At 60.8% G+C, this 26,132-nt stretch carries 22 protein-coding genes; 6 read left to right on the forward strand and 16 right to left on the reverse strand.

The window, feature by feature from the left end; genetic code table 11:
- Positions 1-10: 10 nt before the first annotated feature.
- Positions 11-1,519 carry an MFS transporter gene (locus tag ACLKMW_RS09605; RefSeq protein WP_415724231.1) on the forward strand — a complete coding sequence of 503 codons (1,509 nt, stop codon included), beginning with the start codon at positions 11-13 and terminating at the stop codon, positions 1,517-1,519.
- 18 nt (positions 1,520-1,537) lie between these two features.
- Here the strand turns inward: ACLKMW_RS09605 and ACLKMW_RS09610 are convergent, their stop codons facing one another.
- The gene (locus ACLKMW_RS09610; protein WP_415724232.1) at positions 1,538-1,750 is read right to left on the reverse strand and encodes a hypothetical protein; all 213 of its coding nucleotides are present in this window, start codon (positions 1,748-1,750) and stop codon (positions 1,538-1,540) included.
- 28 nt (positions 1,751-1,778) lie between these two features.
- Positions 1,779-2,840 carry a Nal1-like putative serine protease gene (locus ACLKMW_RS09615; RefSeq protein WP_415724233.1) on the reverse strand — a complete coding sequence of 354 codons (1,062 nt, stop codon included), beginning with the start codon at positions 2,838-2,840 and terminating at the stop codon, positions 1,779-1,781.
- Between the two features lie 204 nt (positions 2,841-3,044).
- On the opposite strand from ACLKMW_RS09615, the gene ACLKMW_RS09620 reads away from it, so the two are divergent.
- Complete coding sequence (locus tag ACLKMW_RS09620; RefSeq protein WP_415724234.1) at positions 3,045-3,626, forward strand: dioxygenase family protein; 582 nt, start codon at positions 3,045-3,047, stop codon at positions 3,624-3,626.
- A gap of 352 nt (positions 3,627-3,978) precedes the next feature.
- Here ACLKMW_RS09620 and ACLKMW_RS09625 read toward each other — a convergent pair whose 3' ends face one another.
- The 5 genes from ACLKMW_RS09625 to ACLKMW_RS09645 all read right to left on the reverse strand — a co-directional run bounded on the left by ACLKMW_RS09625 (position 3,979) and on the right by ACLKMW_RS09645 (position 10,067).
- Positions 3,979-5,544: an adenylate/guanylate cyclase domain-containing protein gene (locus tag ACLKMW_RS09625; RefSeq protein ID WP_415724235.1), complete on the reverse strand. Its 1,566-nt coding sequence runs from the start codon at positions 5,542-5,544 to the stop codon at positions 3,979-3,981.
- A gap of 23 nt (positions 5,545-5,567) precedes the next feature.
- Positions 5,568-5,939: a response regulator gene (locus tag ACLKMW_RS09630; RefSeq protein ID WP_415724236.1), complete on the reverse strand. Its 372-nt coding sequence runs from the start codon at positions 5,937-5,939 to the stop codon at positions 5,568-5,570.
- 31 nt (positions 5,940-5,970) lie between these two features.
- Positions 5,971-8,700 carry a response regulator gene (locus ACLKMW_RS09635; protein WP_415724237.1) on the reverse strand — a complete coding sequence of 910 codons (2,730 nt, stop codon included), beginning with the start codon at positions 8,698-8,700 and terminating at the stop codon, positions 5,971-5,973.
- Complete coding sequence (locus ACLKMW_RS09640) at positions 8,697-9,458, reverse strand: Tll0287-like domain-containing protein (protein ID WP_415724238.1); 762 nt, start codon at positions 9,456-9,458, stop codon at positions 8,697-8,699. The genes ACLKMW_RS09635 and ACLKMW_RS09640 overlap by 4 nt, the downstream gene beginning before the upstream one ends.
- Positions 9,459-9,548: 90 nt before the next feature.
- Positions 9,549-10,067 carry a GNAT family N-acetyltransferase gene (locus tag ACLKMW_RS09645; protein WP_415724239.1) on the reverse strand — a complete coding sequence of 173 codons (519 nt, stop codon included), beginning with the start codon at positions 10,065-10,067 and terminating at the stop codon, positions 9,549-9,551.
- 330 nt (positions 10,068-10,397) lie between these two features.
- Between ACLKMW_RS09645 and ACLKMW_RS09650 the strand changes: the two genes are divergently transcribed.
- Positions 10,398-11,813, forward strand: coding sequence for an adenylate/guanylate cyclase domain-containing protein (locus ACLKMW_RS09650; protein ID WP_415724240.1), 1,416 nt, complete (start codon positions 10,398-10,400; stop codon positions 11,811-11,813).
- Here the strand turns inward: ACLKMW_RS09650 and ACLKMW_RS09655 are convergent.
- Positions 11,798-12,790: an NAD-dependent epimerase/dehydratase family protein gene (locus ACLKMW_RS09655; RefSeq protein ID WP_415724241.1), complete on the reverse strand. Its 993-nt coding sequence runs from the start codon at positions 12,788-12,790 to the stop codon at positions 11,798-11,800. The genes ACLKMW_RS09650 and ACLKMW_RS09655 overlap by 16 nt on opposite strands.
- A 248-nt stretch (positions 12,791-13,038) precedes the next feature.
- On the opposite strand from ACLKMW_RS09655, the gene ACLKMW_RS09660 reads away from it, so the two are divergent.
- Positions 13,039-14,418 carry a UDP-glucose dehydrogenase family protein gene (locus ACLKMW_RS09660; protein WP_415724242.1) on the forward strand — a complete coding sequence of 460 codons (1,380 nt, stop codon included), beginning with the start codon at positions 13,039-13,041 and terminating at the stop codon, positions 14,416-14,418.
- Positions 14,419-14,476: 58 nt separating this feature from the next.
- Here ACLKMW_RS09660 and ACLKMW_RS09665 read toward each other — a convergent pair whose 3' ends face one another.
- The 6 genes from ACLKMW_RS09665 to ACLKMW_RS09690 all read right to left on the reverse strand — a co-directional run bounded on the left by ACLKMW_RS09665 (position 14,477) and on the right by ACLKMW_RS09690 (position 22,806).
- On the reverse strand, positions 14,477-15,652 hold the full coding sequence (locus tag ACLKMW_RS09665; RefSeq protein WP_415724243.1) for an ABC transporter permease: 1,176 nt from the start codon (positions 15,650-15,652) through the stop codon (positions 14,477-14,479).
- Positions 15,649-16,647 carry an ABC transporter permease gene (locus tag ACLKMW_RS09670; protein ID WP_415724244.1) on the reverse strand — a complete coding sequence of 333 codons (999 nt, stop codon included), beginning with the start codon at positions 16,645-16,647 and terminating at the stop codon, positions 15,649-15,651. Before ACLKMW_RS09670 ends, ACLKMW_RS09665 begins: the two co-directional genes overlap by 4 nt.
- Before the next feature lie 2 nt (positions 16,648-16,649).
- Positions 16,650-18,548, reverse strand: coding sequence for an ABC transporter substrate-binding protein (locus ACLKMW_RS09675; RefSeq protein WP_415724245.1), 1,899 nt, complete (start codon positions 18,546-18,548; stop codon positions 16,650-16,652).
- The gene (locus tag ACLKMW_RS09680; RefSeq protein ID WP_415724246.1) at positions 18,545-20,437 is read right to left on the reverse strand and encodes an ABC transporter ATP-binding protein; all 1,893 of its coding nucleotides are present in this window, start codon (positions 20,435-20,437) and stop codon (positions 18,545-18,547) included. The genes ACLKMW_RS09675 and ACLKMW_RS09680 overlap by 4 nt, the downstream gene beginning before the upstream one ends.
- A gap of 84 nt (positions 20,438-20,521) precedes the next feature.
- Positions 20,522-21,457, reverse strand: a complete 936-nt coding sequence (locus ACLKMW_RS09685) for a polysaccharide lyase (protein ID WP_415724290.1) — start codon at positions 21,455-21,457, stop codon at positions 20,522-20,524.
- Positions 21,458-21,468: 11 nt separating this feature from the next.
- Complete coding sequence (locus tag ACLKMW_RS09690) at positions 21,469-22,806, reverse strand: adenylate/guanylate cyclase domain-containing protein (protein ID WP_415724247.1); 1,338 nt, start codon at positions 22,804-22,806, stop codon at positions 21,469-21,471.
- 171 nt (positions 22,807-22,977) lie between these two features.
- Between ACLKMW_RS09690 and ACLKMW_RS09695 the strand changes: the two genes are divergently transcribed.
- Positions 22,978-24,066, forward strand: a complete 1,089-nt coding sequence (locus tag ACLKMW_RS09695; RefSeq protein WP_415724291.1) for a glycosyltransferase family 4 protein — start codon at positions 22,978-22,980, stop codon at positions 24,064-24,066.
- The gene (locus tag ACLKMW_RS09700) at positions 24,063-24,809 is read left to right on the forward strand and encodes a polysaccharide deacetylase family protein (RefSeq protein ID WP_415724248.1); all 747 of its coding nucleotides are present in this window, start codon (positions 24,063-24,065) and stop codon (positions 24,807-24,809) included. The genes ACLKMW_RS09695 and ACLKMW_RS09700 overlap by 4 nt, the downstream gene beginning before the upstream one ends.
- A gap of 1 nt (position 24,810) precedes the next feature.
- Here ACLKMW_RS09700 and ACLKMW_RS09705 read toward each other — a convergent pair whose 3' ends face one another.
- Together ACLKMW_RS09705 and ACLKMW_RS09710 are read right to left on the reverse strand one after the other, a co-directional pair.
- Complete coding sequence (locus ACLKMW_RS09705; protein ID WP_415724249.1) at positions 24,811-25,653, reverse strand: MBL fold metallo-hydrolase; 843 nt, start codon at positions 25,651-25,653, stop codon at positions 24,811-24,813.
- A 5-nt stretch (positions 25,654-25,658) separates the two neighbouring features.
- Positions 25,659-26,108, reverse strand: a complete 450-nt coding sequence (locus ACLKMW_RS09710) for a cyclic nucleotide-binding domain-containing protein (RefSeq protein WP_415724250.1) — start codon at positions 26,106-26,108, stop codon at positions 25,659-25,661.
- Positions 26,109-26,132 lie beyond the last annotated feature (24 nt).

Raw genomic sequence — 26,132 nt, forward strand, 5'->3', positions numbered from 1 at the left:
GGTGAACCAGATGCATTCCCGAAACCGCTGGCTGGTTTTGGCCATTCTCTCAAGCGCCTTGTTCCTGATTGTCATCGACATGACGGTCCTCTATACGGCGCTCCCACGTCTGACCCATGACCTCGCCGCGTCGGCATCCGAAAAGCTCTGGATCGTCAATGCTTACGCGCTTGTCGTGGCGGGGTTGCTTCCCGGGCTCGGTGCCCTCGGCGACCGCCTCGGTCACAAAGGACTTTTCGTCGCCGGGCTTGTCGTGTTTGGCATTGCGTCACTCGGGGCAGCCTTTTCGCCGACGCCTTCGATCCTGATCGCAGCTCGGGCGCTGCTTGCGGCCGGTGCCGCCATGATGATGCCCGCAACACTGTCGATCATCCGTCACACTTTCGAGGACGAGCACGAACGTTCCTTCGCCATCGGCATCTGGGCGGCTGTCGCGTCGGGCGGCGCCGCATTCGGACCGGTGGTCGGCGGGCTCCTGTTGGAATATTTCTGGTGGGGATCGGTGTTTCTCATCAATGTGCCGATCGTCATCGTCGCATTGCTGCTGGCCGTTGCCGTCATTCCTCACCGGGACGGCAACAGCGACCGTCCCTGGGATCTGATCGGCTCGATCCAGATCATGATCGGCCTGATCGGCATCGCCTATACAATCAAGGAAGTCAGCAAGCGTCTTCCTTCCTACGAGGCGGCTGGCATCGCGGCTGTGGCCGGCGTCGTGTTCCTTATCCTGTTCGTCCGCCGGCAACGCCGGTCCACCGTGCCGCTGGTTGATTTCAACCTGTTCCGCAATCGCCGATTTGCGGCCGGCGTAGTCGCCGCGCTGATCGCATCAGCAGCATTGGTTGGTCTGGAACTGGTGTTCAGCCAGCGGCTGCAACTTGTTGTCGGTCTCTCGCCTCTGCAGGCAGGCCTGTTCATTTTGCCGATACCTGTGGCCGCTTTCATCGCGGGTCCGTTGGCGGGGTTGGCACTGCCCAGAATTGGTTCGGATCGGGTGCTGTGGACGTCCCTGCTGATGGCGGGGCTTGGAACAACGGGCTTTCTGTTGGGCTACCAGGCGGGTGCGGTGTTGCAGATCGTCGCTTTTGCCATTCTGGGTTTCGGCATTGGTGCGGCGATGACAGCCGCCTCAAGCGCGATCATGTTCAATGCTCCGGCTGATAGGGCCGGCATGGCCGCCTCGATTGAAGAAGTGTCATACGAGCTGGGAGGTGCAATCGGCATTGCGGTGTTGGGCAGCCTTATGTCGGCTGTCTACAGGACCTCCTTCGTGCTGCCGAACGGGCTTGCCGTGGCGGAATCCGCGCAGGACAGTATTGATGAAGCGCTGCTCGCCACTGAGGCACTCACGCCGGAAGCGGCATCGATGCTGGTCCATCTGGCACAAGGCGCGTTCGACAGCGCTTTTAATGTCGTACTGGCGGCTGCCGCCGCCCTACTCCTTGCAACAGCGGTTTTGATTGCATTGCTGGCCGGTCCAAACCAGCCAGCAAGAGCAACGATGAAAAATCATCAATAATAAAACGCAACTGCGGGCTCAAAAAGCGCGGATAGAGCCGACCACGTCGACCACCACATCGAGCCCGGCGAAGGACTTGGGCAGGTGGGTCGCCTGCTGCCTGCGGGAAACTGAAACGTTGAGTGCGAGGTCGTCCTGGCGGGGATTGAGGCAGATGCCGACACCCAGAAGGCCCTCCTTGTCGCCGAATTGCTCCTCAAAGGCCTTCTGGATTTCGCGCGCCTGGTCCATCGAGTGCTTCGTGCCAGCCATCCGGTACCTATATCAGCGTCACGCCCAATTGTTCAGAAACCGATGATATAGGGTTTGCCCCCGTAAATCCAAGATTTCCAGCGCCGCCGGATGCCGAACCGGCAAACAGCAATGCGACCGGACGTCCCTCTTCCTCGACGATGAGCGAGCCGCTATCCCCTGGCCTGCCGAAAGGCTGCGGCGCCATCTCGGTCTCGATGACGATCTGCCCGTCGAACCGGGCGACGCCCACGCCGACATCGACGAGATAGTTGTTGACGTTCACCGCGCGCACGCGGCCGCGCGTGTGGCGCGTCGTCCGCCCGGTCTTGAACACCCTCATGCCAGGAACGGCTTCGACCGGCGCGCTCGGCTGCAGGGTCATGGCGGCAGCCGGAGCGTCGGAACTGTCGTAGAGCGTTGCATGATCTTCAGCGCGGCCGTGATCGATGAGCGCGGCGACGGCGGCGTCCACCCGGTTCGGAAAACCGCCGAACTGGATCGGCACGAAGCGGATCAGCTCGGCAATGACGTCCGCTTCGGGCTGGCCGCCGTCACGCGCGCCGGGCTGCATGATCGTCGTGCCGACCGCAATGCCGTTGACGTCGGCCAGGACATGATTGTTGGAGAGGATGGCGTTGCGGCCGCTGAGATTGTCGCGGCAGAAGCAGCCGAGCGTGCCGGCATAGGCGACCGTCGTCGGCGAAATGCTTGCGCCGAGCCTAACGGGATCGTTGCGCCTCACGGTCCAGAGCGGCCTCTGCCGGCCGATGTACAAAACTTCCGCCTCGCCCCGGGCGATGCCGACGATTTCCTCGACCACGGCGCTCTGGACCTTGTTGCGGTTCTGCACCAGCACGGCGAGCCGGGCGTCATCGCCGCCGGTGCCTTCGGTCACGCCAAGGGCGATATCGTTGGCGCGCCGTCGTGACGGCTTTCTGGGTCGCGCAGATTTGGTCTCGAGCAGCATCGGGTCCAGGAACAGGCCCGGCGTCGCCTGTTCCAGGCCGGCTATTACCGGCAATTCGATGAAGTTGAAAATCTGGGAAAAAATTCGTGCCTGCAACTCGAGCGCGGATTCGACTCGCATATAAGCCCTCCAAGACGCCCCGCCCAGCGAATCGAAGCCTAGCAAATAAAGTCGGGCCACGGATCGACCCGCCGCATCTCAAGAGATATTTGTGGGAAAAGAGTTAATTCGCGTCACCGGGCGCGAATGCAATTTTTGCCCCACTTCCGCCGGACGTGTCGGCAAAGATTTCGGCTTCGTCGAGCTTCGAGGAGACGCCGCGCCATGCCCACTCGCCGGGACTTCCTTTCGGGCGTTGTCGCCGCACCGGCTTTGTTGCCGAATCTTGGCCATTCGGCCGAGTTTCCCGGGCAATTGCAGCTTACACCTGCCTGTGGCGATGACGACGATCTGACGCCATCTCAGACGGAAGGTCCGTTTTTCACGCCACAGAGTCCGCAGAAGCGGGATTTCGCCAGCGACGCCCCGGGCGGCGACAGGATGACGATTGCCGGCTACGTGCTGATCCGGACCTGCCAGCCCGTAGCAAAAGCGCTGGTCGAGCTATGGCATGCCGACGAGACCGGCACCTACGACACCAGCGGCTACAAACTTCGCGGACATCAATTCACCGATGCTGAGGGTCGATGGTGGTTCGACACCATCGTGCCGGGGCTTTATCCGGGCCGCACCCGCCATTATCATCTGAAGGTACAGCGCCCGGGTGGACGCGTGCTGACGACGCAGCTCTATTTCCCGGACGAACCTAGAAATCACCGGGACGGCATCTTCGATTCCGCATTGTTGCTCGACATTGCGACCACCAGCGACGGCAAGGTCGGCCGCTTCGATTTTGTCGTGGCATGACCTGCCTTGTTCGACGCCACCTTTGAACTGGCGCTCATCCTTAGTCCGTTGCGTCAGCCGGCCTGCCGGCGTCCTCAAGCGTCGAAGCGCGAGCCCTGCAATCGAAAGAGGTTGAAGGATCGCCTATATTCGTAGCTCCTCGCCACTCCACTCCGTTGAAACGACGATCTCCTTACGTACGATTATGTCCGCAAGTTCGCAATTTGCGACCAGACATTGTCCGGAACATTCTAAACCACACCTAGACCTCTAGTCCGCATGTTCGCAAAAGTTTGGCTAAGTGGATATCGCGATGATTGCCACGATTGGTGAAAAAACGATCCACAATACCGATGATGAGACTATTCGCGGATCAATTTTGCACGAAATAAGTGTCTATCTTGCCGACACCTCTCAGTTCCACGGTATTGCGCGGTTGGAACGCCCAAGAGTCCCGCAGAGCTCGCCTGGTTGCCTCCGATATCTGCATCCGATCGGCAATGCCCTGAGACTCGAGTCGGCTGGCAATATTCACTGTCTCGCCCCAAACGTCGTAGACGAACCGGCGCCGGCCGATCAGGCCGGCGATCACCGGTCCGGTGTGCACGCCAATGCGAATCCGGAAACTGTCGCTGTCGCATGCCGACTGCTTCACCGCTTGCAACATGGATTTTCCCAGCGCCACAATCTTGTCGGCATGGTCGGCCGCCGGCTCCGGAACACCGCAGGCCGCCATATACGCGTCGCCGATTGTCTTGATTTTCTCCACCGAGTGCTTCTCGGCCAGGGCGTCGAACATACTGAACAAACTGTCGAGGCGCTTGATCAATTCCGACGCCGGCAATCGTGCCGCGATCGGTGAGAACCCGACAATATCGGCAAAGAGGATGGTTACCTCATCGAACCTGTCGGCGATGATCTCCTCGCCTGCGCGCAGACGCGCGACGATCTGACCGGGCAGGATTGCATGAAGCAGCGAGTCGGCGCGCCGCTCCTCGGCCTCGATGCGTTGAAGATACTGACGTTCGCGATCAAGCCAACGCTTCCGCTCCAGGCTTGCGTTGATGCGGGCCCGCAGCAGAACTGGGTTGAAAGGCTTGGGCAAATAGTCGTCGGCGCCGGACTCGATACAGCGAACCACCGCATCAACCTCGCTCAACCCCGAGATCATTATGACCGGGATATGTCGCAGCCGATGCTCCGCCTTCAATCGCGATAGCACCTCGATGCCATTCATGTCCGGCATGAGTATGTCCAGCAGAACCAGGTCGAACTCGTGTTCGGCAAGGCGCGCCAGTGCAGACGAGCCGGATTCGGCGGTGATCACCTGATGGCCATCATGCTGCAGGCGGCGCGACAGCAGATCGCGGTTGCTTGCGATGTCATCGACCACGAGTATCCGGCCGCCATGACCGGCGCCTGCATCGCGCTCGTTCTTGATCAGCGCCCTCTCAAGCCCTACCGCGTCGATGGCCGCCCGAGCGGCGGACTGCGGTCCCGTGATGTTGCGCGAGCGAGCAAGGCCAGCAATGGCATCGACATGGGCCAACAGTTCGGCCGCTGCCGCGAGCATTACCCTGACGTCCTCCTCCAACGTGCGTTCGCGCAAGTCTTCGACTTCTTCCAGGATCATTTCGGAATAACCGATGATCGCGTTAAGCGGCGTTCGCAAATCGTGGCGCAGTCTCGCCTCTATGTCGCGTCCCTCACCGTTCCCATAGTCGGCCTTGCCATGGATCAAGCTATCGATGAGATTGTTCAATTGCCGGGCGGCCGCGCCGACCCTTTCGAGATCGGGCGCGATGTGGGCCACACCAAGCTTGCGCACCTGTTCAAACAGCAATTCCTGAAATCCGGAGATTGCTCTTGCCGGTCCGGCCAGTTGCTGCGCCAGATGGGCGGCTATTGCGTGGCGCTGGAACTCGTTCTGGGCAGTCATGTCAGCAATCCGCCGCTCGGCGCTCACCGGTTCTCAGCAAGCAAATGTTCGATTTTCTGGACAAGCCGCGACAGATCCACCGGTTTGCTGTCATAGTCGTCGCAACCCGCTTCAAGCGCCATTTGCCGGTCGCTGGTCATTGCGTGGGCTGAGAGCGCAATGACGGGGATTGCAGAGGTGGCTGGATCAGCCTTGATGCGGCGCGTCGCCTCCCATCCGTCCATTACCGGCAGGCTCATATCCATAAGCACGAGATCCGGTTTCTCCGAGACGGTGAGTTCGACGCCCAATTTTCCATTTTCCGCGATGAGGACTTCGAACCCACGCCGCGACAGTCGCCGTGAGAGCATGTCGCGGTTCATCTCATTGTCTTCCACCAGAAGTATCCTCGCCATCTCGGTGTCCTCTAACCCTCGGGCGGCCAATCTAGGCGGGAATCTGGCGCTCGAGCGCCTCGACCAGTTGGGACCTGCTGTTTGCGCCCTTGGTCACGACCGCTATCGCCCTGTCGCGCAGCCATTTGAGCTCGGTCGTCGACAAATCCTTCGACGTAACGACGACAACTGGAATGCCTTGCAGTTCAGGCACCTGCTGCATCTCGTTCATGGTCTGGAACCCGTCCATTTCGGGCATTAACAGATCGAGCAAGACCAGACGCGGCAAAAGCCGCTTCATCAATTCGAGACCGCGCACTCCGTCGCTTGCCTCGTGGACCCGCCAATCCTTTTTGACCAGGATATGCCGAAGGAAATCGCGGGAGGCCATGTCGTCGTCAATGACAAGCACATCGCGGTTGCCGCCGCCGCAGGCCTCAAGCGTTTGTATCAGTTGGTCGGTGTCGATTGGCTTCGTCAGATATTCGACGGCGCCGAGCGAAAGGCCGAGTTCGCGATCCGCAAGGATCGTCGCAAGGATCACTGGGATCTCGCAAAGGTCCTTGTCGCTCTTCAGCGCGCGCAGCACCGACCAGCCATCCTGATGCGGCATGATGATGTCGAGAATGATCGCCGCCGGCTGATGCGCCCGCGCGAGGGCTATGCCTTCTTCGCCGCTCGCCGCCTCGATCGATACCAAGCCCGCCTCCGACAATGCTTTGGCGATCACGGATCGGGCGGCTGGTTCGTCATCTATGATCAGAACCGCCTTGTCCCGGAGCGGCAGCGGCGCGGCCTCGGCAAATGATTGCTCGACAGGCTCTTTCCGGCATTTGGCCGGTATCTCCATCGTGAAGATGGAGCCTTTGCCAAGTTCGCTCTCGACCGTTACAGAGCCTCCAATCATTCGGCAGAAACTACGGGTTATACTAAGGCCTAATCCCGTCCCGCCATAATTTCGGGTGGTGGATGCGTCTGCCTGCGTGAACGCGTCGAACAGCCGCTTTTGTTGTTGCGGTGTCATTCCAATCCCGGTATCGGACACTTTGAACATCAGCCAGTCTCCATCCGGTCGCCTGTCGCGACGCACCATGAGAGTCACGAGACCGGAGTTGGTGAACTTGGCAGCGTTGCTGAGCAGGTTGAAAAGATTCTGACGCAGCTTTGTCTGGTCTGAATGCATTTCTCCGAGATCACCGTCGAGGTCCAGCACGAAGCGGTTCTGGTTTTTCGCCATCAAGGGCGTGACAGTGGCCTGGACGTCGCGCACTAGTCCGGCGACGTTGAACGTCTCCAGGAAGATTTCCATCTTGTTTGCCTCGATCTTGGAGAGATCGAGAATATCGTTGATGAGAGCCAGGAGATGGCGACCGGCCGAAGCGATCTTCTCCAGTTCCGGGACGGACTCCTGCATTTGCTGGTCGGTCGCATCTTCAATCAGCATTTCGCTATAGCCGATGATCGCATTCAACGGCGTGCGCAGTTCGTGGCTGACGGATGCGACGAAGCGGCTCTTAGCCTCATTTGTCGATTCAGCATGGCTCTTGGCTCGCTCAAGCTCGACTTGCCTCTGCTTCAACTCCGTGATGTCGGTGTACACTGCAACGGTGCCGCCGTCAGGGGTCTTGCGTTTGGTGATGCGGACCCACCGCTTGCCGAACCGCCCTTCGTGAATGGAACCTGCCGGATTCTTGTGAACGCGGAGCCTCTGGGCTACCCACTCCTCCTGCGGGGTCCCCTTCAGGTTTATCTGCCCGCTTGCCAGTCGCCGCCTCAGGATATCCTCGATGCTTTGCCCCGGAAGAGCAGCCGGTTCGTAATCGGGGAAGATTTCACAGTACTTGCTGTTTGCCAGGATGACCCTATCCTCGGAATCGAACAGAACGAACCCGTCGGAAATCGCCTCCAGTGCGGCCGCGATCGTCTGTCTTTGCCGCTCTGCCTCATCCTCCAGCTGCTTCTTCTCAATCGCGCCGGCGCGAAAGAGCCGGAGGGTGCGCGCCATCGCACCGAGTTCGTCCCGGCCCTCCACCGGTATGTCGACATCGTAGCGCCCTTCCGTCAGCTCTCCGATGACCCGGTTCAGCCGCCGCAATGGACCGACGATCGAGCGCAGAACAAGCATGGTGAGGAGCGACCCGATCAAGGCTACGATGGCTATCAGAATACCGGCTGTAGTCGCTGTTTTCTGAGCCTGCCTCACAGCCTCGTTGCGGGCCGCCTCCGCCTCGGCGCTCACCTGCTCGACGAGCTCGTTGAGGGTCGCGTCGACATTCCTGCTATGGGTGCGCGCCTCGGCGAGAAGGGCATTACCGATGATGCGGTTGTCCTGGGTATAGCTGTCCGCCGCCTCAAGTGCCGTTTTGACATAGGCGTCAGTTTCGGTGCGGATCGCCTCGACCGCCTCCGGCGATGACTTCGAAAGGCGATCCAATTGAACGAGAAGCCGTTCACGCGCCGCTTCCGCATTACGCTGGGAATTCATCAAGAGGCTGACCGACAGATCGGTGAGCCAATAGCGCAATTCGCCGAATGTCACATGCGCGGCCGAAGCCGTCGCCGCCAGATCAAAAAGGACCTTGGTCTCGGCGGTGCGGTCGGCGCTTCGGTAAAGCGCCTGTGTAAGGAGGATCGAGGATACGATGAGACTGATAAGGCCAGCGGCCGTCAGGGCGGCCACCCGCGCAGCGATCGGCAGGTTTGTCAGGCGGCTGGCGAGTGATTTCACCGCCCGGCCCGGCGCGGCTTCCATCCGGCTGCCCAACTCTCCTGCGGCGCTCATTGGAACAGGACGATGCTGATTGCGCCGCCCAGATCGCCCGCCTTGCCTCCCTCTCTCGGATATCCCGTCACGTCGATCTCGCCCTTTGGCTCGCCGTGGCAGACAAGACATGAGACCGTGTAATATTCTGGCAGCAGCATTCGGAATGCCCGGCGCCCGTCAACTTCGGTTATTTCGGTATAGGGCTGTCCCTTTGGCCGCTTCGGATCTGAAAAGACCGTTTCGATGATCTTGGCCTCCCAGGCATCGGGAAGCGATTTGCGGTTGCGCACGAGCTGCTCCGGTGCAGTCACCCGCACCCGAGCCTCGTTGCCGACCTTGGCGGCGAATTTCTCGTTCATGAGCCGGGCGAAAACTGCCGGTACGAAGCCTTTGAAGCCGATCCCCAGTCGGTTGATATCCGCCTGCTGTTCGTCGATCACCTCCCGCATCGCGTCGATCTGGGCCTCCAGCAGACGCCGATCACGCTCGGTCAATTCGCCGGACAGCGGGTCGTGGCTGGTGTTTTTCGAATAGACCGCAATCGCTTCCCTTGTAAATCGTTCGCTGTCGAGATGCTTGTCGCCCTGAGCAGGATCGTTGATGAGGGTCTGGTAGTTGGAGACGATGCTTCGGGCCGCGCTAAGCAGCTCAGCGAGACGGGTTCCCATCGCCTCGTCCTCGGTAACTCCCGCTCCGACGGCAGACGACACGACGAGCGCGCAGCCGACAAGAGCACCGGCAATGCTCCCCCGCGTCAGGATTGACAACGCGGACATCTCCGTTCCTTTCCAAGGAAGCCCTCTAGCAGCATAGCACGATAAGAGCCGAGTACGTAGCGGCAACTTCCCAATTTGGAGGAAGGCTTCTCAGAACCGCAGACGCGCCATGGTAAGCAGGTCGTGGTACGCGCCGTCGGTGAAGCCTGCCTTGACGTGCCGGCCCTCCACAACAAAGCCATGGCGGGTGTAGAGGCGGATGGCGGGTTCGTTGTCGGCATAGACGGTGAGTTCAAGGCGTTTGAGGCCGCGCCAGTTGTCGGCCACGTCGAGCAGCGCCATGAGGATTGCCGATCCGATGCCGCGTCCGACGAAATTGTCGTCGACGCCGATGACGATCTCGCCGATATGAGCCCGGCGCGGCGAGCTCTGCGCCGTCACACTGCCATGGCCGACTAGCTTGCCGTCGAGCTCGGCGACGATCCAGGTGCTTTCCGGCGTCGATTTGGAAATCCGCCGCTCCCAAGCTTCCACCGTCTCGAAAGGCATGCGCAGAGTGCCGCGGCGAAAGCCGGGCATGTTGAACATGGCGCAAAGCGCTTCCGCATCGCGGAGCCGCACCGCGCGAAGCATCGGCGACAACCGTTCGGACGAGGGCGAAGTCTTCATGGTGCCTCCGTTGAAACACGCGGGCGAGAGGCCGCATGCGCCATGCAGATGATAACGCACAATTTTCTATATCAAACGGCTTTCCGAAACCGGGCGTCGGCCCAAGAGAACAATTGTGCACTCTGCCGAACACATATGTGATGCAAGCTGCCCAAGCTTCGCATGGCCGAATGAAGCGTTTCGAAGTAGGATGGACGGATCGCCGAGGCAGGCGGCGCATGACGGCTGCACCGGATAAGGTTTACCGGCACCCTCCTCGCATGCGCGCATCAAATGCGCAGGACCTGCCAGATGGAGCAGAAGCAGAGCATCCTTTCCGGAGCCTGAACCATGAGCGAAGCTCAAGATCTGTTTGCGCATTTGCGCCAATCGGCCGATGCCGATCCGGCCGCGGTGGACGCCATCGAGAAGCTGGTTACCGACGGGGCCGATCGCCAGCTTTGTCGCGTCAATCCGCTCGCCTTCGCGGCAAAGAACGGCCTCGATGAGGAGCGAGTGGTGGCTGCCTTCCTGCATGCTGCAAGGATAGGCATATTCGATATTTCCTGGAACGTCCTGTGCCCCGGATGCGGCGGCGTGCTCGACACCAATACGACGCTGAAGACGGTGCAGCGCGAGGAATACACCTGCGCCCTGTGTGCGACCGGCTATTCACCGACCCTCGATGAAATGGTAGAGGTGACCTTCACCGTCAGCCCGAGGGCGCGCAAGATCGAGGCGCACAACCCACACCAACTGCCACCGATGGAGTATTTCCGGCAGATCTATTGGGGCTCCGGGGTTGATCTGCCCGACGAAAATTACGAAGCGATCGTCGATTCCTTCGTGCTGGAGGATGTCGAGTTAATGCCGGGCGAAAAGGCGGTGCTTTCGATCCAGCTTCCGCCCGAGTTCATCATCGTTTTCGAACCGGTCACCCATTCGGCGCAATTTCTCGATGTGAGCGGTGAACCAACCCGCGAACGCCAGAGCCTGTCGCTGGTGTTCGACCGCGACCATGTTCACAGCCAAATGCTGGAAATGCGTCCGGGGCCATTGCGCATTGCGCTGGAAAGCCGAGCGGAGACCCGCGTGCTACCGACCGTCTTCAGGGCCAGCGAGGCGTTGCATGGGCTGCTCGGACGGCGCAGACCTTTCCTGACCGCCAAACGGCTGCTGACCAACCAGACCTTCCGCGATCTTTATCGGACCGACACGCTCGACGTCGATCAGCGGCTGAAGATCACCAGCCTGACCTTCCTGTTCACCGATCTTCGCGGTTCGACCGAACTCTACGAAAGGGTCGGCGACCTGACCGCATTCGATCTAGTGCGCGCGCATTTCCAGGTGCTGCATGAGATCGTGGCGGCGGAGGCGGGCGCGGTGGTGAAGACGATAGGCGATGCGGTGATGGCGACCTTCCCAACCCCTGACCGCGCCATCGCGGCCGCCCTCAGGATGCGTGAAGCCATGCGCGCACTTAACGACAAGAGCGGCCGCGAGGACCTGCTTTTGAAGATCGGCGTGCACGCCGGCCCCTGCATCGCCGTGTCGATGAACGAGCGCCAGGACTATTTTGGCCAGACGGTCAACATCGCCTCACGCGTACAGAACCTTGCCAATGCGCAATCGATCTTCGTCACCGGCGCGGTAGTCGACGACAACCTGACTGCCGATCTGCTGCATCGGAAGGAACTGACGCCTGTGCCGCATGGCGTGTCCTTGCGGGGCATCGAGCGCGAGATACCGGTCTATACGATCCCGTGAGAACTTGCGCCGGTATAGGATTTGAACCAGGCGACAAAGTCGGCAATGCCCTGTTCGAGGACGATCTTCGGCCGGAAGGCGAGATCCCGCTCGGCAAGCGAGATGTCGGCGAAGGTCCGCAAGACATCGCCTGACGGCTTCGGGCGCATTTCCATGATCGCCTTGCGTCCAGCAGCCTTTTCGATTGCCGCAATGAAATCGAGCAGCATGACCGGCGAATTGTTGCCGAGATTGTAAATCGGCGCCGTCTCGTCGGGCTTGCTCAACATGCGGTCGGCGGCGGCGGCGATCCCGTCCACAATGTCGTCGACATGTGTGAAATCGCGCTGCATCTCACCATCGTTGAAAACCGAAATTGGCCTGCCGTTGAGGATCGCTTCCGTGAAAATCCATGGCGCCATGTCGGGGCGGCTGTAAGGGCCATAGACGGTGAAGAGCCGCAGGCCGGTGGAGCGGATGCCGTAGAGGTCGCCATAGGCGTGGGCCAGCAACTCCCCTGCCCGCTTAGTTGCGGCATAGACGGAAACCGGACAGTCGACGCGGGCCGTCTCGACGAAGGGCACGGTATCACTGGCGCCGTAGACGGAGGAGGAACTGGCATAGACGACTGCCGGGCGTTTCGGCAGCCGCGCGGCAAGTTCAAGGATCGCGACCTGGCCTGCGACATTCGCCTCGACATAGGCAAAGGGATTTTTCACCGAGTAGCGGACGCCGGCCTGGGCGGCGAAGTGGACTATAAGGTCCGCATCCAGGGCATCCGCTCCGATCGCCTCGGCAAGATCGCGCCGAGCGATGTCGATTTGCCTGAAACGGAAGCCTTTTTCGGACCGAAGCAGGTCCAGCCGATCCTGCTTTAGGCGTACAGCATAATAGTCGTTCAAACTGTCGAGACCGAGAACCTCATCTCCCCGACGCAGAAACCGAAGAGCCGCATGGTAACCGATGAATCCTGCCGCTCCCGTCAACAGAACCTTCATCGCCTCCTCACGATCATTTTGTTTGCCGCGGCCGTCCGGCAAATCATCCGAAGTATATTCTCTACAGCGACGGGGTACGATTGAACACTGACCTAAGCCGAAAATCGGAATCGATTTTGCCCAGGGATTATGCGTCGATCGCAACGTTACCGCACTGCTTGCGGCCCGAAGGGACCGGCGGCGCCGTAGCGATGAAATGACCGGCAGACCTTGGAAGACAGACGCGGCTATGTTCAGGGAACCCGTCCATGAAGCTCAGTATTTTTGGGACCGGCTATGTCGGTCTGGTCACCGCGGCGTGCTTTGCCGATGTTGGTCACGAGGTGCTGTCGATCGACATCAATGAGCAGAGGATAGCGGCGCTGAGGCGGGGCGAAGTGCCGATCTTCGAGCCCGGCCTCAAGGAACTGGTCATCCGCAATGCCGAAGCTGGCCGCCTGGCGTTTTCCACCGATGCAGGCGCCGGCGTGCGCTTCGCCGAGCTGATATTCATCGCGGTGGCAACGCCATCGAACGGAGACGGCTCAGCCGATCTTAGCCATGTGCTGAGCGTGGCCCGCACGATCGGCCAACACATCGACGGCTATAAGATCGTCGTCGGGAAATCAACCGTACCGGTCGGCACCGCGGACCTGGTCGAGGTCACAATCACCGAGACAATGAGGACGCGCGGCGCGAATTACCCGTTCGACGTCTGCTCGAATCCGGAATTCCTCAAGGAAGGAAATGCGGTGGAGGACTTCGCCAAGCCTGCCCGCATCGTCATCGGCACGGAATCGGAAACCGTACTCAAGGTAATGCACGAGTGCTACGCGCCCTACAATCGCAATCACGACAAGCTGATGAGCATGGATGTGCGCTCGGCGGAGCTGACGAAATATGCCGCCAATGCGATGCTGGCTACGAAAATAAGCTTCATGAATGAGATGGCCAACATCGCCGAACGGCTGGGCGCGGACATAGAGGAGGTACGCAGGGGCATCGGCTCTGACCCGCGCATCGGCTTCCAGTTCATTTATCCCGGCTGTGGCTATGGCGGATCATGCTTTCCCAAGGATGTGCGGGCGTTGGTGAGCACGGCCAGGCTGGCCGGCGTAGAGGCAGAACTGCTCCAGGCCGTCGAGCGCGTCAACAACACGCAGAAGCATGTCCTGTTCGACAAGCTGCTGCAGGTTTTCAACGGAGATTTGAAAGGCCGGACGTTTGCGCTCTGGGGGCTAGCCTTCAAGCCGAATACCGACGACATGCGCGACGCGCCAAGCAGGATCCTCATGGAAGCGCTGTGGGATGCCGGGGCCAAAGTGCGGGCATTCGACCCGGAGGCGATGGAGGAAGCCCATCGCCTTTATGGCGACCGTACGGATCTGGTGCTCGCCGCAAGCCCGCAGGATGCCGCCAAAGAGGCGGATGCGCTGGCGATCTGCACCGAGTGGAAGCAGTTCCGTATCGCCGATTTCGGGTGGCTGAAGGCGAATCTGCGCAATCCGGTGATCGTCGACGGCCGCAATCTCTATGATCCCTTGCAGCTACAACGGCACCATCTGCTCTACTACGCTGTCGGTCGCGGCGACTCCGTTTGCCACAACGGCTCCGCTATGACGACATTGCCGAAGCAGGAGGCAGCATAGAGCGCCGTGCGTTACTCTTTCCGAACATCGATTCGGTTTTTCGGCCGATGCGCTAGTTTCAGCGGTACGGATCGGCGGCGTCGCGCAAACCGTCGCCAAGGAAGTTGAACGCCAGTATTACCAGAATGACCGGCACCATCGGCAGCAGAAGCCATGGGTAGAATGCGATCACGCTGACGCCGCGCGCTTCGGTCAGCAGGATGCCCCAACTGGTGATGGGCGGCCTGAGACCGAGCCCGAGAAAGCTCAGCGCCGTCTCGCCGAGTATCATTCCGGGTATCGATATGGTTGCGCTCGCGATCAGATGCGACATGAAGCCGGGGATCAGATGTCGGCCGATGATGCGGCTGCTCTTCGCGCCCATCAGTTGAGCGGCAAGAACATAGTCCTCCTCGCGCAGCGCCAGGAGCTTGGAACGCACTGCCCGCGCCAGGCCGGTCCAGTCGAGCAGCCCGAGGATCACGGTGATGCCGAAATAGATCAGTATCGGGCTCCAGGTGATCGGCATGATGGCTGCCAGCGCCAGCCACAAGGGGATGCTGGGGATCGATTGCAAAACCTCGATGATGCGCTGCACGACGAGGTCGAACGTGCCGCCGTGATAGCCGGCTAGGCCACCGATAATGATGCCGAGGATGAAGCTGAAGCCGATACCGACGAGACCGATCGTGAGCGAAATACGGGCGCCGTAGATGATGCGCGACAGCACATCGCGCCCGAGCCTGTCGGTGCCGAGCAGGAAGAGCTGGCCATCGACCGCCGGACAGACAAGGTGCCGATCACCTTCAATGAGTCCCCAGAACTTGTAGGTATCGCCGCGGCAGAAGAAGCGGATCGGCTGGACGTCGCTCCTGTCGTCGGAATATTCACGCTTCAGGGTATCCATATCGAGCGTCATGTTCCGGCCATAGACGAACGGACCGACGAACCGGCCTTCGTGGAGCAGATGGACGCGTTGCGGCGGCGAATAGATGAAATCGACGTTGCGCGTGTGCAGATTGTAGGGCGCCAGAAACTCGCAGATCAGGATCATGAAGTAGAGCACGGCGAGGAATATGCCGGATGCGACGGCAAGCCTGTGCTGCTTGAATTTCCACCACATGAGACGGGTTTGCGACGCCTGATAGACGCGGGCCTGCTCTTCCGTCATGACCTCGACGGATTGCGGGTCGAACGGGGCGTCCGAGACGTAGTGATGAAGCGGAGCGCCGGGTGCGGGGAGCGGCGAGTTCATTTGGTGCTACCACCCTGCAGCCTGATCCGCGGATCAAGAAGCGCCAGCGCCAGGTCGGAGATCAGGACGCCGATGACGGTCAGGAAGGCCAGGAACATCAGGAACGATCCGGCAAGATACATGTCCTGGCTTTGCAGCGCCTTGATCAGCATCGGGCCGGTGGTTTCCAGCGACAGCACGATGGCGGTGATTTCCGCGCCCGAGATGATGGCCGGCAGGATCGACCCGATGTCCGAGATGAAGAAATTGAGCGCCATGCGCAGCGGGTATTTGACCAGTGTGCGGAACGGATGAAGGCCCTTGGCGCGCGCGGTGGTTACATATTGCTTGTGAAGCTCATCCAGAAGATTGGCGCGCAGGCGCCGGATCATGCTTGCCGTTCCCGCCGTGCCGATGATGATCACTGGAATCCAGATATGTTCGAGGATGGATTTCGCCTTGTCCCAGCTCATCGGCTGCTCAAGAAACCTCTGGTCCATCAGATGGCCGATAGAGGTTCCGAACCAGATATTGGCGAAATACATCAGGATGAGCGCCAGCATGAAGTTGGGGATGGCGAGCCCGAGGAGGCCGAGAAATGTCAGCCCGTAGTCGCCCCAACTGTATTGATGGGTGGCTGAATACATGCCGATCGGAAAGGCGATGATCCAGGTGAAGACGATGGTGACGAACGACACCAGCACCGTCAGCCACATGCGGTCGCCGACGACGGCGCTGACCGGCATCTCATATTCGAAGGAATAGCCGAAATCGCCCTGCAGCATGCCGGCGAGCCAATAGAAGTAGCGGACGACGGGGGGCTTGTCGAAGCCGTATTCGGTGCGCAGCATCTCGATGCGCTCGGAGTCGACACCCTCGCCTTGGGCCCGCAATTCGGCGACATAGCTGTCGAAATAATCCCCCGGCGGCAGTTCGATGATGGTGAAGACCAACGCCGATATGATCAGCAAGGTCGGGACCATCACGGCGACGCGCCAGAGTATGTATCGCAGCACGGTCAGGGTTCTCCGCCGAGCCAGAATGTGTCCGGCATATAGACGCCAAGATAGGCGGTCGGGTCGAAGCCGTAGAGCCCGTGTTCGGGCAGGTTGCGCAATCGGGAGGAAGACAGCACCGGCTGCAGCGTCGCGTTGACGATGCCGATTGAGAAGACCTGGTCGGTGTAGATGTGAAGCATCGAGTGCCAGATTTCGGCCCGCTCCCGCGATTCCATGGTTTGGCGCCACCGCTTGAGCAGTTCGAGCAATTCGATCGCCTCGGGAATGTCGGGCGGCTCGCCGATGGTGCCATGCGCCAGATAGTGGGCGCCCCATAGCGGCCACTGCAACTGATCGTCGGCCGTGGGAGCCAGTTGAGCGGGATTCATGTCGGCGGTGGGTACGCCATTGTCGATGCCCGACCACATGGAGACCATGATCTGGCCGCCCATCGCCCGGCTGCGAAAGACGTCGCGCTGGGAAGCCCGGATGAACAGAGTGATGCCGACCTTGCGCCAGTGATCGGTCACCAGTTCCAGCACGTCGGTCTCGAGCGTGCTTTCGCCGGCGGTTTCCACGACGATCTCTGCCTCGCGGCCATCGGGCAGGACACGCATGCCATTCGCACCCACTTTAAGACCCGCTTCATCGAGCAGCGCGCTGGCCTGCTCCGGGTCATGGTCGATCCAGGCCTTGGCGAATTCGGGACGGTAGAGCGGGCTTTCGGAAAGAACGGTATCGGCGCTTTCCTTTGCCAGTCCGTAAAACACCGCCATGTTGATTTCGCGCCTGTCGATGGCGAGGGAAAGGGCGCGGCGCACGCGAACATCGCGCAGCAGCGGGCGCCAAATCGGATCGCCGCAATTTAGGTTCGGCAGCAGCGCCAGGCGCGAGCCCTGGGTTCTCTTCCACAGGCGGACTTTCACGGGATAGCGCTTCTCGGCATCCTTCAGGAAGGTGTAGTCGGTGAAATCTATGCCGACACATTGCAGGTCGCTTTCACCGGCGCCGGTCTTGGCGGCGATGATGGCGGAAGAACTGACATTCAGGATGAAGCGGTCGATATAGGGAAGCTGCAGCCCATGCTCGTCCACCCGATGGAAGTAGGGATTGCGCTCGAAGACAAACCGTTCAGCGGGCGGTGTTGTCCTGTTTCGCCACGGATCAAGGGTGGGCAGATCGGGATTTTCGGGGCGATATTGCCGCGACATGCGGATGTGGAGCAGTGTCCAGGTGCGGGCGCGCGCCTCCTTCATCAATTCAGTCAGGCGAGCCGGAGCCTGGTATTTCTTGTGGAACTGCTTGAGATAGGCAGCCGGAAGCACAAGGCTCAACGACTGGGCGGCAGCCAGTTTTGGCAGGAAGCTCGGATTGGGCGTATCCCAGGAATAGCGCACCGTCAGCGGATCAACGATTTCGAAGCGAGCAGGCTTGCCGCGAACCACAAGGATCATGGGCATCCCGCCCGGCGTAAGCTCCTCGTTCAGCAGCACGTCCTCCCAGCAATAGCGGAAGTCTTCGACGGTAAGAGGGCTGCCGTCGGACCATTTGTGCCCTTCGCGGAGCCTGAAGGTAAAAATACGGTCCTCTTTAACCTCATAACTTGCAAGGATATCCGGGACCAGGTTGAGCTTCTCGTCGTAGCCGACCAGCCGCGCATAGCCATAGATGGTCATCAGCCTGATATCTTTCTGGCTGCCGATCAGCGTTCGTATCACGCCGCCATGCTGCCCGGGCAGCCTGCCCATGGCGCCGAGCTTCACGAGCCGCGGCGTCCTTGGCAGGCGCTGTGCGAGTTCGGGCAGCTTTCCTTGTTCGATCAGCGATCGGAAATAATCCGGTTCCCGCGCGGCCGCACCGAGTGTGCCCGGCAGAAAAGCCGCAGCAATGAGGCCAAGTGCGGTTCGCCGGTCCATCAAGCGCGCAACTCCCGAATATCGGCGGTTGGCCGGGCAAGCACGAGATGACCGCCGCCGAGATCGATCGGTGCCAAAACGCCCTCTTTGCCTTCGTCGCGGAATTGCGGCCCCCAGGCGCTCGTGTCGGAAGCACCGCTGAGCGTGAGGGTGGTGAAGTCCATCGGCCGGTCGAGATCCGGAAACGGCACGGCGGCAACCAGCGAGCGCGTGTAGGGATGAACTGGCTTGCGGAGCAGGATTTCGCGTGGCGCCAGCTCCACGATGCGCCCGCCGCACATGACCGCGATGCGGTCGGCCATATAATCCACAACCGCCAGATTGTGGGAGACGAACAGATAAGTGAGGCCGAGTTCCTTCTGCAAATCCTTCAGAAGATTGAGGATCTGGGCCTGCACCGACACGTCGAGCGCCGAAACCGGCTCGTCGCAGATCAAGAGGTCCGGACCGAGCGCCAGTGCGCGCGCAATGCCGATACGCTGGCGCTGACCACCGGAAAAACTGTTGGGATAGCGGCTGATGAAGCGCTGATCGAGGCCGATCGCCTGCATCAGCGTCTTCACCATGGCCAGCCGTGACCGGGTGTCGCCGCGTTCGTGGATTTCCAGTGGCTCGCTGAGAATGTTCTGCACCGTCATGCGCGGCGAAAGCGACGAGACCGGATCCTGGAAGACCATCTGGATCTTGGTGCGTAGTTCATGCAGCACCGGCCCCTCGGCCGCCAGCACATCGATGGGACCATCGCTGCCGTTGAAGACGACCGAGCCGCCGTCCGGCGTTATCGCGCGCATGAGGATCTTGGCGACGGTGGTCTTACCGGAACCGCTTTCGCCGACCAGCCCGAGGCATTCGCCACGCCATATGTCGAAGTCCACGCCGTCCACGGCGCGAACGATGGTCTTGTGCTCCTGCCCCAGCCATCCGGATTTGCGGGTTGTGAAAGACTTGGTCAGCCCTTTGACCGACACCAGAATGTCCGGGCCGTTCGATCTCGGCGGCTTGCGCCTGCCCAGTAGATTTTCGACATTCACCGGCACCTCGCGCAGGGCCTTCAGCCTTTCACCCGGTTTGAGGTCGAAATGCGGGACGGCCGCCATCAGGCCCTTGAGATAGGGATGGCCGGGCCGCCGGAAGATCGCCTCGACCGGCCCTGCCTCCATGATCTGGCCGTGATAGATGACCACCACTTCGTCGGCGACATTCGCCACCACGCCCAAATCATGGGTGATGAGCAGCATGGCCATGTTGAGTCTGGTCTGAAGCTCGCGCAGCAATTGCAGGATCTGCGCCTGGATGGTGACGTCAAGCGCCGTCGTCGGCTCGTCGGCGATCAGCAGCGCCGGCTTGCAGATCAAGGCCATGGCGATCATCGCGCGCTGCCGCAGGCCGCCTGAGAGCTCGAAAGGATACATGTGATAGGCCCGCCGAGGCTCGGGGAAGCCAACCAACCCGAGCATTTCCTCGGTTCGCTCCTTTCGCTCCGCCGCCGACAGCGGAGTGTGGATTTGCAAAGCCTCGCTGACCTGGTCGCCGATCGTATGCAGCGGCGAAAGCGACGTCATCGGCTCCTGGAAGATGTTGCCTATGCGGCTGCCGCGCAACGCCCTGATTTCCGGTCCGTCTCGCCGCATCTTGAGAATATCGACCTGCCGGCCGGAATTGTTTGGATCGGAAAACAGGATACGGCCGCGCACCCGCGCTGATGGCGGCAGAATGCCCATGACTGCCTGACCGGTCACCGATTTGCCGGAACCGGACTCGCCCACCAGAGCGGTGACCTTGCCGGGAAGGACGCGCAGGCTGGCACCTCTGACCGCGTGGATGGGTCCGCCCATGATGGCGAACGAAATGCCCAGGTCTTCGATTCGCAGAAGATCAGCGCCTGAGTCCATTCTCACACTGCCCCGCGTCCGGTGAGGAAAGAGACTATCGTACCCTCACCTGCCTGCCTAGGTAGCCAAAATGCGGGTTCCTGGTCACGGAACGGGACAGGAACTGTCGTCCAGAACATCCGCGCAATGCGGCGATCGGCGAAATTCGTCATAGTAGAGGGTCCATTCGCCGGAATGTGCGGCGCGGTAGGGACCGAACTTGAAGTACTGGTTTTTGCCCAATCCCTTATCCGCGTGGCCGATATGGCCCTTGACGGTGATGATCGGCTTGCCGTTGGCAAGAAGCTCTATGTGGCCGGTGCCGTCCGGGCCCGGTTTGCTGAAGACGGCAAAATCGATCCAGCCCGAATCCGGCGACGGCAGCTCGTTGCCGTAGCGCGTGACGGTGATCGCGTCGGTGCAATCCTGGAACAGCTCGCCATCTGCCTCCACCCAGGTGGGGTCGGCAGCGACCAGCGCGCGCATCTGGTTGGTTTCCGGACGAAGCCAGACTGGCGTTTCGTTGGCGGCGCATGCGGCGGGGCCGTCTCCCGACCTCTCGGATTGAGGCAGATAATTGGTCTCGACCGTCGCGAAGAGCTTGCCCCGCCTCATCCGCAGGGCAAGAAATGGGCTGAAATCGCCTTCGGCGCCTGGTTCTATCTCGCGCTTCCACTGGGCAACCAGAAAACGATGATCGTCGCGCGGAATCGGGTTGACGAATCTGATCGAAAACCCGTACCAAACACCCTCATCATAGGGCACGCGCAGTTCGGTCTTCTCCCAGATTTCGGCGCGTTCGCTGCAGCCGTCGCTCGAAGCGGGGCACACCGGCTTGACGCTGAGCTTGATCGCGCCTGCGCCATCTCGCTTCACCTTTCGCTGGAACTCGACGGTTCCGGCGCTTTGTTCGAAATTCTCGCGATAGTAGAGGCCGCCCTCGGCTGAGAAATCCGACCCGTCAAATCCGTCGCGCAGCACCTGGCTGGCAGGTGCGGCCGCCTGGCTCCAGATGCAAAAGACGGCGGCAAGGCCGATCATCCTCCTCATGTTCATTGGCGTTCCTTTGCGTCCGGTGCGGAAAGCCTGCTGGCATCACGGTGGAGCAGCATGACCTGCTCGGCGTCCGACATCGCGTGGATCGCCTCGAGGCCGTCCTCATCGTCAGCAAGGGTCGCGTCGTCCAGTTCCGGAGAAAGAACTGTCAGCTTCTGCCTTATGCCCGCCAGCTTCTCCCTGCCGAGCGTCACCCAGCCTTCGTCGCCGCAATAATCGGCGAAGTCCTTGCTGGCGATCAGACGATAGGAATACTTCTTGGTCAGCATCTGCAGCCGCTGGACTTCATTTACCGCCGATCCGAAAACCGAGAAAGTCAGCCGATCGGATAGGCCGACATTGCCGAACATGACATTGCCGATATGCAGGCCGATGCCATAGCCGATCTCTTCCAGCCCTTCGCGCTTTCTGCGAGCATTCAACCCTGCCATGCGGGAAGTCGCCTTCGAGGCCGCGGCAAGTGCGGCCTGGCAGGCGGCCTGCGATGGAGCCCGATGCCGTTCACACGGATAGACCGCCAGAAATCCGTCGCCGAGAAAGCTCAGGATCTGGCCGCCAGCCCGGTTGAACGGAGCCGCGATCGCGTCGAAAAACTGGTTGAGCGTCGCGATATAGACTTCCCGGCCGGTCGTTTCGGCGAGCCGGGCCGAACCGCGCATGTCGGCCATCACCAGCACGGCGCGGATGGTATCGCCTTCGCCACGCTTGATCTGGCCGTTGAGCACGCGCTTGCCCGCGTCGCCGCCCAGATAGGTTTTCAGCATGTTGTCGGCGAGTTTGTTGAGCACGGCCATCTTGCTTGCGACGGCCAAGTGACTCTGGATGCGCAGCAGCGCCGCAATCATGCTGTCACTAAAGCCTGCCGGACTGTCGGTCGACCATGAACCCATCATTCCTTGGCTGGAGTCGCCGCCGAACGAATGGACGAAGGCGATGTAATCGGTAACGCCCAGAAGTTTGAGGTCCTCGAATATGGGAAACTCCGAAGGTGTTGAAGGATCGATGCGCCGGCGTAGATGGTCGAGCTTATTGCTGAGCAGATGATAGTAGGGACTGCGCACGAATCGTTCCGACGGCTCTCCCGGACCCTTGCGGAGGCCTTCTATCTCGATGCCGTGGCCACGTTCCCAAGTGAAGCCGAGCGCATCGTAAAGCGGATGCAGCATGGCAAAGCTCAGATGCACCCGGACGAGCGGCAGACCGGCCGCGGCAAGCCTTTCGCAGAAGCCGCGCACCATGGCTTCAAGCTCGTCGCCGGCCAACGATGAGCTAGTCAACCAGTCGGCCACCTTGTCAATCAGGGTGGCCGAGATATCGGTCTGCGCTGCGCTCATGGTCCCGGACCTCACAAGCGGATGCCAGACAGGCGGCACCCTTGACCTCAAAGTTGAGCTTAGCGAAGCCGGGATCGGGAAGGAAGCCGCCATTCAACCTTGCAGCCAGGCATGCAATTGATGTTATGTTGAAATTGGATGCTCGAACTCAGCGTGCTAGGCTTGGAGCCGATGCGAATTGCCTTTTACGCACCGCTGAAATCGCCAGATCATCCGGTTGCATCGGGCGACCGGCAGATGGCGCGGCTGCTGATCAACGCGTTGCGACGCGGCGGCCATCATGTCGAACTGGTTTCGCAAATGCGCGGCTATGTTCGCCAGCCGGATCGGGAATGTCTGGACGCGATCAAGGCTGAGGCCGAGACTGAGATCGACCGGTTGACCGGACTTTGGAAGCGCGGCCGCAAGCCCGATCTCTGGTTCTGCTATCATCCCTACTACAAGGCGCCGGATCTGATCGGGCCAGCACTGTCCGCAAGGTTCGCCATTTCCTATGTGACGGCGGAAGCATCCTATTCGCGGCGACGCAATCTCGGCTCTTGGGCGGAGACGCAAAGGCTGGTGGCGGCTGGGGTGGAGCAGGCGGCGCTGAACATCTGCTTCACAAAGAGGGATCGTGAGGGACTCTCCATTGTCGCGCCCGGCGCGGTGCTCGGCATGTTGCCGCCCTTCATCGATACGTCTCCTTTCGTGAAGCTGGCGCCTAGCCCCTGCCCTTCGCGTCTGGTGACCGTCGCCATGATGCGGCCGGGCGACAAGCTTGAAAGCTATCGGATGCTTGCGCGGGCACTCCAGTTGATTGCAGATCCAGACTGGTCGCTTTCCGTCGTCGGAGACGGGCCAAGTCGGGCCGAGGTCTTCGCACTTTTTGCCGGTATTCCGTCGGAGCGCATCACATGGCACGGCGAGGTGGAGCCCGACGAAGTGCCGGCGATACTTTGCCAGGGCGGCATCTATGTCTGGCCCGGCTACGGCGAAGCCTATGGGGTGGCTTATCTCGAAGCGCAGGCAGCGGGACTGCCTGTAGTGGCGCAGAACGTTGCCGGCGTGCCGGAGGTGGTGCGGAACCGGCGAACCGGCCTTCTGACAGCTCCCGACGACGTGCCGGCATTTGCTGCAGCCATCGCAAGCCTGCTGACGCATAACAACGAGAAGGCGGCGATGGCCGAAGCTGCGCGACGGTTCGTGCTGGAGGAGCGCTCGCTCGAAATTGCCTCCAAACGTTTGGCCGAGCTTTTCCGGAAAGCCGGCGTGTCATGACGACCGATGTGGCCTGGCTGCCGCTCCGACAGGAACTCGCGCGATGGCGGCACGCCGGCCGTACCGCCGAGTTCTGGCTGAGGGACGATGACGCCATCGAACCAACTCCGGCGCTCGGCCGACTGCTCAGGCTCACCGGTGAATTTGCCGTGCCGGTGACGCTGGCGATCATCCCGGCCTACACCGGCGAAGCCCTCGCAAGCAGCCTGGAAGCCGCGCATACTTCGGTCGCGGTTCACGGCTGGTCGCACCGGAACCATGCGGTCGACGGCGAGAAAAAACAGGAGCTGGGGCCACATCGGCCAGGTGATGTCGTGTTTGAAGAACTGTCGCGCGGACTAACGCAAGTCAGGCGGCTCCATGGCCAGCGCGCGCTGCCGATGCTGGTGCCGCCATGGAACCGGATCGAATCTGGTCTGCTGGCCGGTCTCGGTTCGATCGGATTTAAGGCGCTGTCGGCGTTCGGCCCCCCGCGCAACGCGCCCATTTTGGTGATCAACAGCAATGTCGATATCATCGACTGGCACGGCACACGCGGCTGCCGCGATCACACCATGCTTGTTCGGGAGGTCACCGCGCAGCTTGGTCGCGCGTTCGACGGTGGCGATCCGGTCGGCCTGTTGACACATCATCTGCTGCACGATGAAGCGGCATGGTCGTTCCTGCAACGCCTTTTCGAGACGACAGCGCGGCAGGGTGGCAAATGGCGATCCGCCAAGGAACTGCTCGAAGGAAGTGATTAGACTAGCTCAGGCGCGCAAACTCCAGCGTCTGGCCGTCGCGCGCGGCAAAGGCGCCGGCGAACGCGCCGCTGGCGTTGCGTTCCAGCACTTCAAGCTCGGCGTCGGTGCGCGTTGGATCATGATGGAACAGAGCAAGGCCCCGGGCGCCGGCCGCCTTGCAGAGCTTGACGCCCTGCTGCCAGGTGGAATGGCCGAAGCCGTAGCGGCGCGGCATTTCCTCCTCGGTATAGGTGCAGTCATAAATGACCAGATCGGCATCCCTGATCAGGTCGAGCACAATCGGATCAAGCTTGCCGGGTTCGTGTTCGGTGTCGCTGATGAGGGCCATGACGCGGCCGCCCCATTCGACACGGTAGCCGATACAGCCATCGGGATGGTTGAGGCTGCCGGTTCGAATGGTGATGCCGTCTCGCGGATGCAGCACCTCGCCCGAGGTGAAATCGCAGGAAATCAAGTTCGCCCGGCAAACATCAAGCCTTGCCGGAAACCATGGCGAGCGCATGAATTCCTCAAGCATCTGAACGGTTGTCATGCGTCCGGCAAGATGGCCCGACCAGACTGAAATGCGGATGTTCTCGTCGTACAGCAGAGCGAAATAGGGAAAGCCCAGAATGTGGTCGTAATGGCAATGCGTGAAAAACAGGTCGAGCTCAGTCAACTTGGCGCGCCGCAAGGCCTTGCTGGCTGACCTCAATCCGGAGCCGGCATCGAACAGAAGCGTGTGCCGGCCGCATCGCATTTCGACACAGGCGGTGTTGCCGCCGAAGCGCAGGAACTCCGGCCCGCAAACAGGAATGCTGCCGCGTACCCCCCAAAACCTGACCTGCAAGGCGTCGTCGACCATGCGCGCTAGTTTTTGCTTCGGGCGTCGATCAGCTCCGTGGTTGTCTGGCTAAGCCGATTAGCCAGGACCCGAAGCATTTCGATCGTCATTTCAGGAAACTCCTTCAGCAGCCGCAGGAAATGTTCCTTGCGGATGCGCAGCGCCTCAAGCGGGCCGGCCGCACGCACCGTGGCAGTGCGCGAGACGTCGCACAAAATGGCGATTTCACCGACGATCGAATTGGGCTGCGCTTCAGCTACTTTGATCTGACGGCCCGAGGAGTCGACCAGGATCTCAGCCGTACCGGACAGAATAAGGTAGGCTGCGTCTCCCTCCTCGCCTTGACGGAACAGAATCTCGCCGTCGCTGTAGCTGACGCGATCGGAGGTAAAGGCGAGAAGCTTGAGCTTGGCCGGCTCGACGCCCGAAAACAGCGGCACCCGCTGCAGCATTCCGACTTCATCCTTGAGAAGCATTGCCTGAACCTTCCCCGAATTTCC

This window comes from Borborobacter xinjiangensis, assembly GCF_047739745.1.
Classification (GTDB): Bacteria; Pseudomonadota; Alphaproteobacteria; order Rhizobiales; family Rhizobiaceae; genus Pseudaminobacter.

Coding starts and splice junctions, on each gene's coding strand:
- ACLKMW_RS09605 (WP_415724231.1), top strand. CDS start 11: ATGCATTCCCGAAACCGCTGGCTGGTTTTGGCCATTCTCTCAAGCGCC.
- ACLKMW_RS09610 (WP_415724232.1), bottom strand. CDS start 1,750: ATGGACCAGGCGCGCGAAATCCAGAAGGCCTTTGAGGAGCAATTCGGC.
- ACLKMW_RS09615 (WP_415724233.1), bottom strand. CDS start 2,840: ATGCGAGTCGAATCCGCGCTCGAGTTGCAGGCACGAATTTTTTCCCAG.
- ACLKMW_RS09620 (WP_415724234.1), top strand. CDS start 3,045: ATGCCCACTCGCCGGGACTTCCTTTCGGGCGTTGTCGCCGCACCGGCT.
- ACLKMW_RS09625 (WP_415724235.1), bottom strand. CDS start 5,544: ATGACTGCCCAGAACGAGTTCCAGCGCCACGCAATAGCCGCCCATCTG.
- ACLKMW_RS09630 (WP_415724236.1), bottom strand. CDS start 5,939: ATGGCGAGGATACTTCTGGTGGAAGACAATGAGATGAACCGCGACATG.
- ACLKMW_RS09635 (WP_415724237.1), bottom strand. CDS start 8,700: ATGAGCGCCGCAGGAGAGTTGGGCAGCCGGATGGAAGCCGCGCCGGGC.
- ACLKMW_RS09640 (WP_415724238.1), bottom strand. CDS start 9,458: ATGTCCGCGTTGTCAATCCTGACGCGGGGGAGCATTGCCGGTGCTCTT.
- ACLKMW_RS09645 (WP_415724239.1), bottom strand. CDS start 10,067: ATGAAGACTTCGCCCTCGTCCGAACGGTTGTCGCCGATGCTTCGCGCG.
- ACLKMW_RS09650 (WP_415724240.1), top strand. CDS start 10,398: ATGAGCGAAGCTCAAGATCTGTTTGCGCATTTGCGCCAATCGGCCGAT.
- ACLKMW_RS09655 (WP_415724241.1), bottom strand. CDS start 12,790: ATGAAGGTTCTGTTGACGGGAGCGGCAGGATTCATCGGTTACCATGCG.
- ACLKMW_RS09660 (WP_415724242.1), top strand. CDS start 13,039: ATGAAGCTCAGTATTTTTGGGACCGGCTATGTCGGTCTGGTCACCGCG.
- ACLKMW_RS09665 (WP_415724243.1), bottom strand. CDS start 15,652: ATGAACTCGCCGCTCCCCGCACCCGGCGCTCCGCTTCATCACTACGTC.
- ACLKMW_RS09680 (WP_415724246.1), bottom strand. CDS start 20,437: ATGGACTCAGGCGCTGATCTTCTGCGAATCGAAGACCTGGGCATTTCG.
- ACLKMW_RS09685 (WP_415724290.1), bottom strand. CDS start 21,457: ATGATCGGCCTTGCCGCCGTCTTTTGCATCTGGAGCCAGGCGGCCGCA.
- ACLKMW_RS09690 (WP_415724247.1), bottom strand. CDS start 22,806: ATGAGCGCAGCGCAGACCGATATCTCGGCCACCCTGATTGACAAGGTG.
- ACLKMW_RS09695 (WP_415724291.1), top strand. CDS start 22,978: ATGCGAATTGCCTTTTACGCACCGCTGAAATCGCCAGATCATCCGGTT.
- ACLKMW_RS09700 (WP_415724248.1), top strand. CDS start 24,063: ATGACGACCGATGTGGCCTGGCTGCCGCTCCGACAGGAACTCGCGCGA.
- ACLKMW_RS09705 (WP_415724249.1), bottom strand. CDS start 25,653: ATGGTCGACGACGCCTTGCAGGTCAGGTTTTGGGGGGTACGCGGCAGC.
- ACLKMW_RS09710 (WP_415724250.1), bottom strand. CDS start 26,108: ATGCTTCTCAAGGATGAAGTCGGAATGCTGCAGCGGGTGCCGCTGTTT.